At 61.3% G+C, this 14,821-nt stretch carries 12 protein-coding genes and 1 pseudogene; 10 read left to right on the forward strand and 3 right to left on the reverse strand.

What is annotated here, in order from left to right:
- Positions 1-74: 74 nt before the first annotated feature.
- The 6 genes from G463_RS0100755 to G463_RS0100780 all read left to right on the forward strand — a co-directional run bounded on the left by G463_RS0100755 (position 75) and on the right by G463_RS0100780 (position 7,452).
- Positions 75-2,228, forward strand: coding sequence for an ArnT family glycosyltransferase (locus G463_RS0100755; protein ID WP_026973681.1), 2,154 nt, complete (start codon positions 75-77; stop codon positions 2,226-2,228).
- A complete protein-coding gene (locus G463_RS0100760; RefSeq protein ID WP_245575644.1) occupies positions 2,209-3,204 on the forward strand; it encodes a glycosyltransferase family 2 protein in 996 nt (331 codons plus the stop codon). Before G463_RS0100755 ends, G463_RS0100760 begins: the two co-directional genes overlap by 20 nt.
- Positions 3,201-3,722, forward strand: a complete 522-nt coding sequence (locus tag G463_RS17885; protein ID WP_051321738.1) for a GtrA family protein — start codon at positions 3,201-3,203, stop codon at positions 3,720-3,722. Before G463_RS0100760 ends, G463_RS17885 begins: the two co-directional genes overlap by 4 nt.
- Positions 3,682-4,362 (forward strand): response regulator transcription factor, encoded by a 681-nt coding sequence (locus G463_RS0100770; protein ID WP_026973683.1) that lies wholly within the window; start codon positions 3,682-3,684, stop codon positions 4,360-4,362. Before G463_RS17885 ends, G463_RS0100770 begins: the two co-directional genes overlap by 41 nt.
- Entirely contained in the window at positions 4,359-5,900 is a 1,542-nt protein-coding gene (locus G463_RS0100775; RefSeq protein WP_051321739.1) for a sensor histidine kinase, read from the forward strand. Before G463_RS0100770 ends, G463_RS0100775 begins: the two co-directional genes overlap by 4 nt.
- 136 nt (positions 5,901-6,036) lie before the next feature.
- Complete coding sequence (locus tag G463_RS0100780; RefSeq protein ID WP_026973685.1) at positions 6,037-7,452, forward strand: hypothetical protein; 1,416 nt, start codon at positions 6,037-6,039, stop codon at positions 7,450-7,452.
- 64 nt (positions 7,453-7,516) lie between these two features.
- On the opposite strand, the gene G463_RS0100785 is transcribed toward G463_RS0100780, so the two are convergent.
- Positions 7,517-9,418, reverse strand: a complete 1,902-nt coding sequence (locus G463_RS0100785) for an acyltransferase family protein (RefSeq protein WP_026973686.1) — start codon at positions 9,416-9,418, stop codon at positions 7,517-7,519.
- A gap of 97 nt (positions 9,419-9,515) precedes the next feature.
- On the opposite strand from G463_RS0100785, the pseudogene G463_RS17890 reads away from it, so the two are divergent.
- Positions 9,516-9,680, forward strand: a pseudogene (locus G463_RS17890) (SDR family NAD(P)-dependent oxidoreductase); the annotation flags it as partial.
- Positions 9,681-9,841: 161 nt separating this feature from the next.
- Entirely contained in the window at positions 9,842-10,537 is a 696-nt protein-coding gene (locus G463_RS0100790) for a response regulator (RefSeq protein ID WP_026973687.1), read from the forward strand.
- 8 nt (positions 10,538-10,545) lie between these two features.
- Here the strand turns inward: G463_RS0100790 and G463_RS17895 are convergent, their stop codons facing one another.
- Positions 10,546-11,661: an ATP-binding protein gene (locus G463_RS17895; protein ID WP_051321740.1), complete on the reverse strand. Its 1,116-nt coding sequence runs from the start codon at positions 11,659-11,661 to the stop codon at positions 10,546-10,548.
- A gap of 120 nt (positions 11,662-11,781) precedes the next feature.
- Entirely contained in the window at positions 11,782-13,152 is a 1,371-nt protein-coding gene (locus G463_RS0100800; protein WP_051321741.1) for a UDP-N-acetylmuramoyl-tripeptide--D-alanyl-D-alanine ligase, read from the reverse strand.
- 205 nt (positions 13,153-13,357) lie between these two features.
- Here G463_RS0100800 and G463_RS0100805 point away from each other — a divergent pair, with 205 nt between their 5' ends.
- On the forward strand, positions 13,358-14,509 hold the full coding sequence (locus G463_RS0100805; protein ID WP_026973689.1) for a D-alanine--D-alanine ligase: 1,152 nt from the start codon (positions 13,358-13,360) through the stop codon (positions 14,507-14,509).
- Between the two features lie 4 nt (positions 14,510-14,513).
- Complete coding sequence (locus G463_RS0100810) at positions 14,514-14,768, forward strand: YuzB family protein (RefSeq protein WP_342663807.1); 255 nt, start codon at positions 14,514-14,516, stop codon at positions 14,766-14,768.
- Positions 14,769-14,821: the final 53 nt, after the last annotated feature.

The raw sequence follows: 14,821 nt of genomic DNA on the forward strand, positions 1-14,821 counted from the left end.
AGCTACGACTTATACCCGCTTCAGTTTCTTCGGAGAGGATGGGAGGGAAAAGAGAGGACTGGGGAGGACATCTCGTGAAACGGAAACGTTGGCAATGGAATCATACCGTACTGGCCATCATTCTGGCGGTCAGCGCTTTTCTGAACTTGTACGCGCTGCAGAAAGAAGGATACGGCAACGCGTATTACGCAGCCGCCATCAAGAGCATGTTGATGAGCTGGCACAACTTTTTCTACAACTCGTTCGATCCGAACGGTTTTATTACCATTGACAAACCTCCGGTCGACTTCTGGATCCAGGCGCTCTTTGCGTGGGTGTTTGGATATCACGGCTGGGCCCTGCTGCTGCCGCAGGCGTTGGCCGGCGTGGGTAGTGTGGCGGTGCTCTACGTCCTCGTCCGGCGGGTGTTCGGTGTGTCAGCCGGCCTCATCGCCGCTGCCGTCCTCGCGCTGACGCCGATTGCCGTGGCGGTGCAGCGGACCAACGAAGTCGACGGGCTGCTGGTGTTGGTCATGCTGTTGACCACCTGGTGTTTCTGGCGCGCCTTGGAGACGCGCCGACTGCGGTGGTTGATCTATGCTGCCGTGTTGGAAGGCGTCGGATTCAACGTCAAGATGATGGAGGCGTATCTCATTCTGCCCGCCCTGTACCTCGTGTACTGGTTCGCCACCCACGGTGGCTGGCGGCGCAAGCTGGTTCATCTGGGCGTATTCACGGTGGTGCTGGCCGCTGTGTCGTTTTCGTGGCCGATGGCGGTGGACATGACGCCGGCCGCCGACCGACCGTATGTGGGCAGCAGTCAGACAAACAGTGAAATGGAATTGATCTTCGGGTACAACGGATTGTCTCGACTCACGGGCAACATGGGCATGGGGGGTGGCACGCATCGTTTCGGCACAGGGACGGTGGCCAACGGTGCGAATGAGATCCCTGGGTACGGATGGCCGGGGGGCCGGGGCTTCGCGGAAGGATGGTCGAATGGGGACCGTTTGGGCGCGGCGAGCGGCAACAATTCGTCCGGGAATTCCGACAGCGGCAACAGCGCGATGTCCCCGGGGGACGGCCCGTGGCGTGGCGATGGACGCGGGATGATGGATAACGGGTATCGCTTTACCGGCGGCCCGAATGGTCGTGCCCCGCAGGGCATGCGCGGCGGTGGCATGTTCAACACGGGTCAACCCGGTGTGCTGCGGCTGTTCCAGAGTTCGTTGCGAGACCAAATCAGCTGGCTGCTGCCCATGGCCTTGCTCTCCTTGGCACCGTTGCTTCGGCGCGTACGCTGGCGGCGGAAACTGACGCGCAAAGAGACCGGCGCGCTGTACTGGGGGCTGTGGTTGTTGCCCATGGCCGCGTTCTACAGCATCGCTGGCTTCTTCCACCAGTACTACCTCATCACCATGGCGCCTGGGATTGCAGCATTGACCGGCGCCGGGCTGGTGCGGATGTGGAAGGACCTGCGGGTGAAACGCCGGTGGCGCTGGTACTTGCTCGTCGTATTCTTGCTGAATATCGCGTTTGAACTGCTGATTGTGCAGGCGTATCCGTCGGTTCGCGCCCCGTTGCTCGTGGGCACCGCTGTGGCGGCTGCGCTCGGAATCCTGTTCCTGGTGTCGTGGTGGCGCAGCGGTATCGGCAGCCAGACCGGGATTGCGCTGAGCCTGGCGGCGCTGTTGGTGGGGCCAGGCTTCTGGTCGCTGACGCCGATTCTCTACGGCGTGAACACCTCGATGCCCGCTGCGGGCCCCACCGCCAGTCAAGGGTTCGGCGGTCGCGCGATGTCCTTCGGAAACAACGGCATGGACGGTGGCGTGGATAGCGCGCTCATTCAGTACCTGGAAAAGCATTATCAGGCGAGCCCGGGCAGTTATCTCGTGGCCACCGAGAACGCCAACACGGCAGCGCCCATCATCATTGAAACCGGTCTGCCGGTGATGGCGATGGGAGGATTCAGCGGGTCCGATCCAGCCCTGACCGTGAGTGAGTTGGAGGCCCTGACCAAGGCCGGGAAGCTGAAGTACTTCCTGGTTGAGGGAATGCGGATGCCGGGAAGAACGGGCCAATCCGCCGTCATGCAATGGATTCAGCAGCATTGCAAACAGGTTCCGGAAAGCGAGTGGAACCCTGCCGCCGCCGCATCGAACGGATCGACAAGCGATGATTCCACAGGCATGTCCGGTTTCGGACGGGGCTTTGGAGGTGCAACCCTGTATGAATACACCGGTGATTGAGGATGATTTCGCATCGTCGAACATGTCTGCACGGGATGTGACCTACAGCGTGGTGATCCCCGTGTTCAACGAGCAAGAGGTGCTCCCGTTGACGTACGTTCGCGTCAAAGCGGTGTTGGACACACTGGGGGAGCCGTATGAACTGGTGTTTGTGAACGACGGAAGCCGCGACGCGAGCGGTGAGCAACTCGACGCGTTGGCCGCTCGCGACGACGCGGTGAGGGTGATCCACTTCTCCCGCAACTTTGGCCATCAGGTGGCCATCAGCGCGGGGATGGCGTACGCTTCAGGAAAAGCCGTGATTGTGATGGATGCAGATCTGCAGGATCCTCCGGAGGTGATTCCTGACCTGGTCAGGCAGTGGCAAGCGGGCTACGCGGTCGTCTATGCGCGGCGCATTCAGCGCGAAGGCGAGACCTGGTTCAAGCGGTGGACAGCGGCTGCGTTTTATCGAATTCTGCACCGAATGGCCAACGTGGAGATCCCCCTCGATGCGGGGGATTTCCGCCTGCTGGATCAGTCCGTTTGCCGCGTGTTGACGAGTTTGCCTGAAAAGCATCGATTCGTCCGAGGGCTGGTGGCCTGGACCGGATTCAAGCAGACCGCTGTCGAGTATGTGCGGGCGCCGCGGGAAGCGGGAGAGACCAAGTATCCACTGCGCCGGATGATCCGCCTGGCCACCGACGCCATCACGTCCTTTTCCGACAAACCACTGCGGTGGGCGCTGACCGTCGGCCTTCTGCTTCTGCTGCTGTGCGGGGGCGGATGGGTGTACGCGCTGTTGGCCGCCGTGGCCTGGCACGGTGCGAGCGGACGGCTGTTGTGGGGCCTCGCCAACCTCACCGGCGACGCGTTGATCCTGACCGCCATTGGCTGTATCGGGCTGTACGTGGGGAGACTTTACGAGCAAGCGCTGCAGCGGCCGTTGTACATTGTGGAACGCACCCGCGGTTTTCACAGGGGATCTAACTCATGAAGGCGCCGCTGATGATGGGGAGAAAGCGGCGTCCAGCGCCCGTTCTGCCACACCCGTCCCATCGTCAGTTCGTGCGCTTCTGCGCGGTTGGGCTGCTCAACACCGGCGTGGACTGGGGATTGTTCGTGCTGCTGCTCTGGCTCATGCACTGGGGCGTGCTGGAGGCTCAGACCATCGCGTATGTCTGCGGGGTGGCGAACAGCTTCCTTTGGAATCGGCGCGTGACGTTTGGAGAAGGGGCTCGTTTTCGAACTCGCCACCTGGTACGATTTGTGTGGGTCAACCTTGCGTCGTACGCAGTTTCCGCGGCGGTGCTGTACGGATTGAGTCACACCGCGTCGCCGCTGTGGTTGGATAAGGCCGGAGTCAACCTGTTGACACTGGTCCTGAACTTTTCGGGAAACAAATGGTGGGTGTTTCGTTCGGACGGAGCGCCTCCCTCTGCGGAGGCTGCAGCGTCTGAAGGAGGTACGGACGATGTACAGACCGGAGGACATCAAGATCTTGCTGGTGGATGACGAGGAGAGTATCCTTCAGTTTTTGGAACTCGGACTGGTGGGCGAGGGATACCAGGTACGCACGGCTCAGGACGGCATTCAGGCCGTCAACGTGGCGCGTGACTTTCAGCCGCACGTGGCGGTGCTCGACGTCATGATGCCGGGCATGGACGGGTTTGAAGTGTGTCGTTTGTTGAAGAAGCAGGGGCCGTTGGCGGTGATTATGCTGACGGCGAAGGATGAGGTGGATGACCGCGTCAAAGGTCTGATGACGGGGGCCGATGACTACATGGTGAAGCCGTTCAGTTTTCAGGAACTGCTCGCGCGCATCCATGCCCGGCTGCGCAACCAGTTTCCGCACCTGTTGGACGAAGTGGTGGTGGGACCTTTTCGCATTGATGACGCCCGCAAGGAGATTCGTTATCACGGCGAACTGCTGTCCCTGTCTTCGAAAGAGTACGATCTTCTGCGCTATCTGGTCTTGAACCACGGCATCGTCCTCAGCAAAGCCAAGATCCTCGATGAACTGTGGGGCTACGACTTTGGCGGCCAGGACAACATCGTCGAGGTCTACATTCGCGCACTGCGCGAAAAACTCCGCGACACCAACCGCCAGGTCATCTGCACGGTCCGGGGTCTCGGATATCGGGTGGACTTATGAACGCGGCGCGTCTTCGGCCGGCCGTGCAGGCATGGGCACGGCGAGTGGGCAGCTCATTGCAGCGCGGGTGGCGGAATCTCTGGCCGAAATCGCTGCAATATCAACTGTTGACGCGCACCCTCCTCATCCTGTGCGGGTTGCTGTGTTTGATCGGCGTGTTTCAATACGTGTTGATGAGCAAGTTCCTGTACGGAAATACCGCCCAGACGATTCGATCCCAAATCTGGAGCATGCCTCAACAAATGTGGAGTCACCCGCTATTCGGGCGCGTTCCCGACGGTGATGCCTACGGCTCTCCCCATTTCCCGGCGTCTTTCACACTGCCGGATGCCACGGTGTCGTTCATCGACACGGCAGGGAATTACTCGGTGGTGAATCGACCGATGGACATGGACCAGACGGAGAGCCCTCCGATTGAACTGCCCGCGCAGGACTACGAGGCGGCTCTCGCCTATCACACGCGGGATCGGTCGTATCAGGTGGTGACTGATGCCGCGGGAACACGGCAACTGGTGGTGCTGGTTCCCGTGGGACCGCCGGATCTGCCCAGCGGTGTGGTGCAGGTGACGATGCCCGTCCGATCACTGCAGCACATGTTGGTTCAGCAACTGCTGATTTTTGTTGTTCTGGCGGCCGTTGCCGTGGTGGCCGCGGTCGTCACCCTGCTGCCCACTGTCCGGCGAACGCTGGTGCCCCTGGCGCGCGTGGTGCATTCCGCCAGTCGGGTCAACGCGGGCAACCTGGATGAGCGGGTCACGGTCGCCGGGGCCCAGACCGAGGTGGCCACGCTGGCCAAGTCATTCAACGACATGTTGGATCGGCTGCAGCAGGCGTTCGAAGCGGAACGGGCGGCGAAGGAAAAGATGCGCACGTTTGTGGCCGACGCGTCCCACGAGCTCAGGACCCCTCTGACGTCCATCCACGGTTTTCTCGAAGTGTTGCTGCGCGGTGCGGCGAAGCAGCCCGAGCAGCTGGAGCGGGCGCTGAAGAGCATGCTTGGCGAGTCGCAGCGGTTGACCAAACTGGTGCAGGATTTGCTCACGCTGGCCCGGCTCGACCAAACGCCGGGACTGCTGCGCGCTCCCTGTGACCTGGCAGACATCCTGCGCGACATGCAGCCGCAGCTGGCCCTCTTGGCCGGTGAGCGCGAGGTTGCGCTGGAGCTGCCGGCTTCCGCGGCGGTGTTGGGGGATAAAGACAAGTTGAAGCAGGTCGTCCTCAATCTGTTCCAGAACGCGGTACAGCACACGTCCGCAGAGACTGGCCGCATCGCCATCGTACTCCGCGATGAGGACACAGGCATTCGACTCGAGGTAAAGGACAATGGCGAAGGGATTCCGCCCGACCGGATGGCGCACATTTTTGAGCGCTTTTACCGGGTAGACAGCGCGCGGTCGAGAAAGCACGGCGGCGCGGGGCTGGGGCTGTCCATTTCGCAGGCCATCGTCCAGGCGCACGGTGGAACCATCGCGTGCGAGAGCGCGGTGGGCGAAGGAACGGTGTTCACGGTGTGGCTGCCGAAGCAGGCGAGCGCGTAGCATATCCCTGACCGGCGTCTTCCATTTCACATCATATCCTCATCAGATTGTAAACTGGTTTTCACGCGAATCCCACACCTACGGCGTATGATTTCTCCAGCATTCCATTTGGGTATGCAGGAGGTGTGGCGCGTGTATGAAGAACCTGCGCATGAAAATGCTGTGTCTCCTCAGTGTTCTGGCCGCGTCCACCGCGTTGGTGGGGTGCAGCCGAAACCAGGCCAGCGAGGTGGAGCCCAAGCATCCCACGACCACCACGGCATGGGCGACACCGCAGTCGCGTCCAATACCCGTCTCTGTGCGGAACACGGACACGGCGCCGCGGGTGCTCGGGCAGCGGAAGTTCCCGTATCCCTATGACGCCATGCTGGCCCTGTCCTCCGACGCGGACAGTGAAACATTGCGGAAGTTCAACCTTGTCCACGAATTCATCAACACCACAGCGATGACGCCGGTGGGTCGGGGGCTCGGATTGGATTTCGCCGATTCCTTCTTTATGTATAACGGCAACAACCAGTCCGGGTATGTGGACATCCACGGACTGCCGATGTCTCGCGAATTGTCGTATTTCAAAGGCGTGTCAAACGTTCCGTACGCGGCATCGGTGATCAACCACTACATCCAGGTCGGATGGATAGACACCATGCACACATACGGCGACTTCAGCGAAGTCAATTCGTCGAAGACCTTGTTTCGCCGCACGCTGGCCGTTCAGGCGATTCAGGCCCTGAAGCAGAACGGCGACGAGATTGAGGTCTGGACGGACCACGGCAACCAGTCGAACGTGGACAACTTCGGTCGCTATGGCGCGTCGGCGTTCGACAGCTATCAGCAGGGCGCGAATCCCTGGTCTCCCTACTACCATACGGATGTCACGCTGCCGTACGGTATTCGGTTTGTGTGGGCGGACGGATCGAGCGACGCGTTTGGCATGAACTCGGTCATCTATCCGCTCCGGCTTCCGGATGGACGGCGCGTGTGGGGGTTCAACCGGTACACCAACTACGCCTACAACAACAAGGGCGGGCCCTTGTGGGATTGGACAGTGTGGTCGCTAGACAAACAATTGACGCCGCAGAATTTGCACACGTTGGAGGAAAAGCATCAGTACTCGGTGGTTGCGCAACACCTCGACGGCGCCACCACCCCGTTCCCGCTGCCGAAGGAAGCGGTCAACGCCCTGCGCCTGCTGGCGAATGAGTATCACCAGGGCCGCATTCTGGTGGCGAGGACCAGCCGATTGTTGAATTACAACGTGGCGCAACAGTACGTGCGATACTCGGTGACGTACAGGGATGGCAAGGCGTACATCGATATCACCGCCATCGCCGATCCGGTCTTTGGCCGGCATGTTCCGACGCTGGACGAAATCCGCGGGTTGACGTTTTACACCACCAACCCGGCTCGGACGGTGCTGGAACTGGCGGGCCGTCCGATTCTGGATAAACTGGTGCAGCACAACGCCAGCGATGGCCGAGCGCCGAGCATTGGCATCGCCTGGTTCCCGGAGGACACGACAAATTATGTAATGACGGAACCGGGGGTATCATGAGTCGAAGGAGCCGAAAGCGAGGGGCTGAGGACGCCGCCCGCCCATTGGGCGAGGTGGCGTCCTTTCATTGTCCGGATGATGTCTCAAAGTTGTGGATGGCCGTCGCCACCAGGTTCGCGTAGACGCGGGCGCCGGCCAGCGTGAGATGGACGCCGTCCGGGGCGAAGTATTCGGCGTGCCCGGCACTGGCCCGGTACCAATCCACCAGTTCCGTGTGTGGACGCTTGCGGGCAACCGAAGCCAGGGCTTGGTTGACCACGTCCTGCCACGGACGAGGCACCCGGGTGTTGACCAGAATCACGTTGGCGTCGCCCGCTTCCGCCAACAGGGACGTCATCTGCTGTTGGCTGAAGGGACCGTTGGTTCCCAGTTCAATCACCACGATGTTGCCCAGCTTCCCGTCCGCCCTCCATTGGGCGAGGACTGGCGGAGCTTGGTACAACTGACGGCCAACCTTGCCATCGATGACAATCCCGGGAACGAGTTTTTGCAAATTCGGTGTGACGTCCACCATGATTGAGTCCCCGACGGCGCTGACCCGAAGGTTCCCCGAAGACGTGTGCCGGGAGACTCCGCTCGATGCCGGAGGATTCGACGCGTCGGGCGATGCACCGTGGTTCGACGCAGTTGTGTCAACGGCGTCCGGGATCAGATTGCGTGGACTTGGCTGGGCGGATGGCGTCGGACGGTTCGATGGGCTGGAGGGCGTCGCGCCACTCGTTGCGGACGCCGCCATCGGCTGCACGTTCTTCGATTTTGGCGTTGGCATCACCATGCCGACGCAGAACAACCCCATCACGACAGACGCCCCGCTGGTCACCAACCAGGGTCTGCGGCGTTTCGCGCGGCGGGAGCTGGATGGCCGGGATGGCCATCGCTTCGCCCACTCGCCGCGGCGGATGGGATCTTCCAGCCAACGCCAGGAGAGCGCGGCCAGGAGGATGCTCGCCGCCGCCTGTGCCGCACACCGCCATGGATGAATGCCACCCGTGTTCACCACAGGGCTGGTGAGTACAATCACCGGGTAGTGCCACAGGTAAATGCCGTATGACCGAACTCCCAACCAGCGCAGCGGACCCAGGCCGAGCGCGCGTCCCAGCCAGGAATCGGGATGCACAATCGCCGCAATCAAAAGCGCGGTCGCCACCGCCACCAGCACCATTCCGCCATCGTAGAGAAACGGGCTGTACTCGCTGGTTCCGGCCATCGCGAAGACAATGCCCGCCAGTCCGACACACCCGATGCCATCCAGAACCGTGCGGTGTCCTGTGGGGAGTCTGTCGCTCAGTTTGTCACTGGGCCACACCATGGCCAGCGCCGCACCGATGAGCAGGGCGAACGCGCGCGTGTCCGTTCCGTAATAGACCCGGCTGGGATCCATTCCTGGCTGGTACAGGACCGCCATCCAGAGCGCCGACAACAGGGCCAGCACCAGAGTTGCGCCGGCGAGCCTGCCGCGCCGGCGGAACACGAAGAGGCCCAGCAGAAGCAGAAACGGCCAGAGCAGGTAGAATTGCTCCTCCACCGCCAGCGACCACAGGTGTCCGAGCGGGGACGGCATGCCAAAGCTCTGGAAGTAGGACACGTGGTGAAAGATGAGCCACCAATTGCTCACGTACAGTGCCGCGGCGATGGCGTCCGACCGAACGGTGGGCAGTTGTGTGCGGTGCCACACCGTCATCCAGGCAATCACCAGCACGAGCATGGCGAGCATGCCCGGCAGCAGCCTGCGTGCACGGCGCATCCAGAAGCCGGTGAGGTCAATGCGTCGCTTGTTCCGCCACTCGGCCATGAGTAGATCAGTGATCAGATAGCCGGATAGGACGAAAAACACGCCGACGCCGAGCAGGCCACCGGGTGCAAACGGAAGGTTGAGATGATAGGCGATGACGGCGAGCACGGCGATGGCGCGCAGACCGTCCAGAGAAGCAATGTACCGGTGTTGGCGGTTGGTGGGTTGAGGCATGGTGTGGTGACTCCTTTCGTCTCTGTCAAGTAGACGACAACGATGGAGCGAATGTGACAAATCCCGTTGAAACTCGACAGGTCGCCGCCCGCGTTGCACCGTGGCGGTCTGGGCTCCGATTTACAGTGCCACCAAAGCGGGGCTGCATTCGTTCAGCGAATCCTTGCGTTGGCAACTCCAAGGCACGTCCGTCCAGGTGGTGGAAGTTTTGCCGCCTGCGGTCAACACCGACCTCGGAGGCGTTGGGCTGCACACGTTCGGGGCGCGGTCTTTCTTTTGCGGTCGCGGGCCGGCACGGCGCCTTCCCTTTGCCTCCGGCATAGTCTGAAAGGACTAGTTCAATATCCCCTGATTGTGCCATGCGTCAGACTGGGAGAACAGGTTATCATGATAGGGGGATCTGTGAGCACCGGGGGTGAGTGCATGGAACAGTCATCGGAAGCGAAACAGGGGCAGGAAAAAATCCGCGTTCTGGTGGTGGACGACCACGAACTGCTGCGGCATGGCGTCAGCGCCATTCTGAATCGGAGTCCGAGCATTCGCGTGGTGGACGAGGCGGAGGATGGACAACAGGCCATTGAAAAGTGCCGCGAGCATTTGCCGGACGTCGTGTTGATGGATATCCACATGCCCGTGCTCGGCGGCCTGGAAGCCACTCGCACCATCAAACGGGAGCATCCCTACGTCAAGATTCTGATTCTCACGGCCTCCGACACGGAGGAGATGTTGTTTGACGCCGTGAAATGCGGGGCTTCGGGATACATTCTCAAGAGTGCCAGTCCGGATGAGGTGATTGACAGCGTACGCCGGGTGTACGCAGGGGAACCGGTGATTCCCGGCAATTTGGCGATGCAGATCATCTCGGAGTTTGCGAAGCCGGCGGTGCCGACCGTCCGACAGCAGGTTGATCCGCTGACGGACCGCGAGATGCAGGTGCTGCGGCACCTGAGCGTGGGCGCGAGCAACCGCGATATCGCCGCAGCCCTGTACATCAGCGAGAACACGGTGCGCAATCACGTCCGCAACATCCTGGAGAAGCTGCACCTGAGCAACCGCGTCCAGGCGGCGGCGTACGCCATTCGCGAAGGGTATGTGATGGAGCCGCCGCACGATTCGTGAACGGCGGCTCATTGCCCCGGCGGGTTCGACTGCGCCGAGCCGAGTGCGGCTGCGTCGCTGCCGGGCAGGGTGATTTCCACGGTGGTGCCTTGGCCCACCGCGCTGTCGAAGGTCACAGTGCCACCGTGTTGATTGATGATTTGCTGACAGACCATCAGGCCGAGCCCGGTGCCTTTCTCCTTGGTGGTGTAAAACGGTTCACCGAGTTTCTTCAACAGTTCCGTTGGAATGCCGACGCCCTCGTCGGTCACGCGGATGGTCACCCCGCCCTGGTCGTTGGCGTCCACCTGGACGAGGATCTCGCCGCCGTTCGGCATCGCTTCAATGGCGTTGTTGAGCACGTTCATGAACACCTGTTTGAGCTGGTTCTCTTCACAGACGACCAGGGGAACTCCTTCGGCGAATTCGGTGCGCAGGCGCACGTTCTGTTGCTTTGCCGCCAACCGAATGAGCGACAGAGTGTCCTGCAGCAGTTGGCGAACATCCTTCACTTTGAATGGCACCGAGTGCGGCTTTGCCAAGCGCAGGAATTCACTGATGATGGAGTCAATCCGGTCCACTTCAGACAGCAGCAGCCGAATGTCGTCCCGCCGGTCTTCGAGGGAGGACTCCAGGGACAGGAGCGACCACTTGATGGCCGCCAACGGATTGCGCACCTCGTGCGCAATGGTGGATGCCAATTGGGCTGCGGCCTCCATCCGATCCGCTCTCCGTAAGTATTCCTCCGCCTTTTTCCGCTCCGTGATCTCAATTCGAAACGACACGTATTGATACGGCTTTCCGCGCTCGTTGAGGCATGGCACGATGGTTGTGTCCATCCAGTAGATGGTGCCATCCTTGGCGCGATTGCGGATCTCTCCGCGCCACATTTTTCCGTTCGCGATGGTGCGCCACATGTTCCGGAAAAACTCCTTGGAGTGGTAGCCGGAGTTGATGATGCGGTGATCCTGCCCAATCAGTTCCTCACGGCTGTACTTGGAGATTTCGCAGAACTTGCGATTGGCGAACGTGATGATGCCGCGCTGGTCCGTGATGGCGACAATCAACGCCTCGTCCAGTGCGCTGTCGATGTCCACGATTTCCTTCAATGCGCTTTGCAAATTTTCTATTGACTCACGTAACATGGCGGTTCCTCCTTTCCAAACTGCATACGAGTCCGGGGATTCACCCGCGCATTCCGCCATTGTATCCGTCATCGCGGCGACGCCGGTCGAAACGTCCCTGGAAAAGTTCTCCGCTGTTTGTCATAACAGTGCGCGTACCACGTCTTCCAAATGCATACCGCGCGATCCCTTCACCAAGACGACAGCATTCGGCGCGAGCAGGGCAGGTACTTGCGCCACCGCCTGTTCGGTCGCGGCGATGTGCGTGACGCGGGGACATCCGGCGGCTTCGGCCGCTTCGGCAATCCAAGCCGCCATGGGCCCCACGGCAATCAGGTGCTCCACGCCGTTGACCGCCACGGCCTCGCCGACCTGGCGATGTCCGGATTCCGCCAGTTGTCCCAGTTCATACATGTCCCCCAACACGGCGGCGGTTGGCCGTCCCTGCGCAATATCCCGCAAGGTGGACAGGCTCGCCGCCATTGACAGCGGGCTGGCGTTGTACGTATCATCAATCACCGTCCACCCGTTGTGGCCCGGCCTCATCTGCAGCCGACCGCTCGTAATCTCCACCGTTCGGAGAGCGGCCGCCATCGTTTCCAGTGAAATGCCGTGCGCCGCCCCCATCGTGAGGGCCGCCAGTGCATTGCGCACGTTGTGCGCGCCCACCAGCGGCAGGTCCACCGTGGCGGACTGCCCCAACACCCGGGCGGTGAACGAAACGCCGTGCGGATGGGTGCGAATGCTGTGCGCGTAGCCGTCTGCATCGGGATCTTCCAGGCTGTGCCAAAGCACCCGGCACGGCGCGCTCTGGCCCAGTCGAAGCAGCCACGGATCGTCCCGGGTCAGCACCGCCAGGCCGTCGACGGGCAGTGCTTCGAGCAGTTCGCCTTTGGCTTTCGCTATGTTTTCCTGGCTGCCGAGCAGCTCGAGGTGACTCTGTCCGATGTTCGTGATGACTCCGGCCGTCGGGCGGGCGATGTCGCACAGTGCGGCGATTTGTCCCAGGCCCCGCATCCCCATCTCCAGCACCATCGTCCGGTGCTCGTCCCGCCGGGCGAGCAAAGTCAACGGCAGACCCAGTTCGTTGTTGTGGTTGCCGGTGGTGGCCAGGCACGGCCCGGCGGCGGACATGACGGCGGCCAGCAGATCCTTCGTGGTGGTCTTGCCGTTGCTGCCGGTTACGCCGATGACCGGACCATCGAATGTGCGGCGTTCTGCCTTTGCCAGGCGCTGCACCGCGGCGAGGGCGTCGTCCACCTGAATCAGGGCGGCGTCGTGTTGCGCGGGCAGGGATACCGGACGCGTCACCATGGCTGCGCACGCCCCGCGCTGAATGGCGTCGGCCACATGGTCGTGGCCATCCACGCGCTCTCCTGCAAAGGCCACGAACACGTCGCCTGGCTGCACCCGCCGGCTGTCGATGGCCAGACCTGTCACACGCAGATGAGGCTGTCCAGTCAGCCACTGTCCCTCGACGAGTGCGCAAAGTTCCCCTGCCGTTCTCTCCATCAATCCATGCACAGAATTGGGCGCAGTCTGCCGTTGGTGCGGCGGTTTTGGCCGACGCCCAATCTGTTTCCTCCTTTCGCTTCACCAAACCACATATATTCTCCATCTTACCGCTAGAAAGCCTGCCTGGATAGGTCGGTACGTGACAATCCCTATGTGTTAGGCATAAGCTAGGGAGGGTAAGGTGACGAAGGAGTTGACTTGATTGAACAGGAAAATTCGCGTCGGTGTGATCTTTGGCGGAAAGTCTGGAGAGCATGAGGTGTCCATCCAGTCCGCGACTTCCATCATGAACGCTTTGAGTCCAGATAAATTCGAGGTCGTGCCCATGGGCATTCGCCGATCCGGCACTTGGATTGTGGGTCCGACCGCGCTGCCCGCGCTGATGGCCGAAGCGCAAATCGCCCTGGGCGCGCCTGCGGAGGGCGCGGAATCAGCGGCCAATGCCGAAGGGACGGCCGCCGGTGGTGAGCTGGTGCGGAGGGACACGGCCGGATCGCTCGTGCCGCCCGATTTCAGCGCGCAGGTGGATGTGGTGATTCCGGTGCTGCACGGTCCCAACGGGGAGGACGGCACCATGCAGGGGCTGCTGGAAGTGTTGGATGTGCCCTACGTGGGGGCTGGCGTGCTCGCTTCCGCGGTGGGCATGGACAAAGTGGTGATGAAGCAATTGTTTGCCCAGGCGGGGCTGCCTCAGGTCCGTTACAGGCACTATCTCCGGCGCGCGTGGGAGGAAGAGCCTGAGGCTGTATTGGCGGACATCCGCGACAACCTTGGGTTTCCATGTTTTGTGAAGCCGGCCAACATGGGGTCGAGTGTCGGGATTTCAAAGGTGAAAGACGAGACACAATTGAATGCTGCTGTCCAACTGGCAGCACGCTATGATAGAAAAATACTCGTTGAGCAAGGGCTTGACGTGCGCGAGGTGGAGGTCGCGGTATTGGGAAACGATCACCCCGTCGCGAGCGTGGTTGGGGAAATCATTCCCTCGAACGAGTTCTATGACTATCATGCAAAATATGTGGACGGCGCGTCGACATTGGTAATCCCGGCGAATCTGCCCGATGCGGTGGCGAATGAAGTGCGGCGGTTGGCCGTGCGGGCATTTCAGGCGGTGGACTGCAGCGGCTTGGCCCGCGTCGACTTTTTCGTGGAGAAAGCCACGCAGCGCGTGCTGGTGAACGAAATCAACACGATGCCGGGGTTCACGCGATACAGCATGTATCCGAAGCTGTGGGAAGCCACGGGTCTGTCCTACAGCGCGTTGATTGAGCGGCTGATCCATCTGGCGCTGGAACGTCACCGGGAGAAGCAGAAATCGTCCCAGGATCTGAGCCTGCCGACACCGGATATGTAACGGAGTGACGCGGATTGGGATAATTGTTGTTGAAGTCTGTGAAGGGAATCGGCTGATGGCATTGGACGTCATGCAGTTGGAGCAGGATTACCCGGAGGTGAGCGTGCTCATCAGCGAATGTCTGAGCTTTTGCGCGCTGTGTGGCGCTCGGCCGTACGCCTTGGTCAATGGGCGGAACATCCACGCGAAGACGCCGGAGGAGTGCCTCGCACAGGTGCGCGCCGCCATTGAAGCGGAATTGTCTGCGCTGCGGGGGTGAGGCGGATGCTCGCGCCTTCACCGACGCAGGGCGCCGAGCTGCCCTTTTGGGCA

Origin of the sequence: Alicyclobacillus contaminans DSM 17975 (assembly GCF_000429525.1) — a bacterium.
GTDB classification, from domain to species: domain Bacteria; phylum Bacillota; class Bacilli; order Alicyclobacillales; family Alicyclobacillaceae; genus Alicyclobacillus_A; species Alicyclobacillus_A contaminans.

Excerpts from the sequence above, each read along its gene's own strand:
- G463_RS0100790 (WP_026973687.1), top strand. The coding sequence starts at position 9,842 with ATGGAACAGTCATCGGAAGCGAAACAGGGGCAGGAAAAAATCCGCGTT.
- G463_RS0100775 (WP_051321739.1), top strand. The coding sequence starts at position 4,359 with ATGAACGCGGCGCGTCTTCGGCCGGCCGTGCAGGCATGGGCACGGCGA.
- G463_RS0100760 (WP_245575644.1), top strand. The coding sequence starts at position 2,209 with ATGAATACACCGGTGATTGAGGATGATTTCGCATCGTCGAACATGTCT.
- G463_RS17885 (WP_051321738.1), top strand. The coding sequence starts at position 3,201 with ATGAAGGCGCCGCTGATGATGGGGAGAAAGCGGCGTCCAGCGCCCGTT.
- G463_RS0100785 (WP_026973686.1), bottom strand. The coding sequence starts at position 9,418 with ATGCCTCAACCCACCAACCGCCAACACCGGTACATTGCTTCTCTGGAC.
- G463_RS0100770 (WP_026973683.1), top strand. The coding sequence starts at position 3,682 with ATGTACAGACCGGAGGACATCAAGATCTTGCTGGTGGATGACGAGGAG.
- G463_RS0100780 (WP_026973685.1), top strand. The coding sequence starts at position 6,037 with ATGAAGAACCTGCGCATGAAAATGCTGTGTCTCCTCAGTGTTCTGGCC.
- G463_RS0100800 (WP_051321741.1), bottom strand. The coding sequence starts at position 13,152 with ATGGAGAGAACGGCAGGGGAACTTTGCGCACTCGTCGAGGGACAGTGG.
- G463_RS17895 (WP_051321740.1), bottom strand. The coding sequence starts at position 11,661 with ATGTTACGTGAGTCAATAGAAAATTTGCAAAGCGCATTGAAGGAAATC.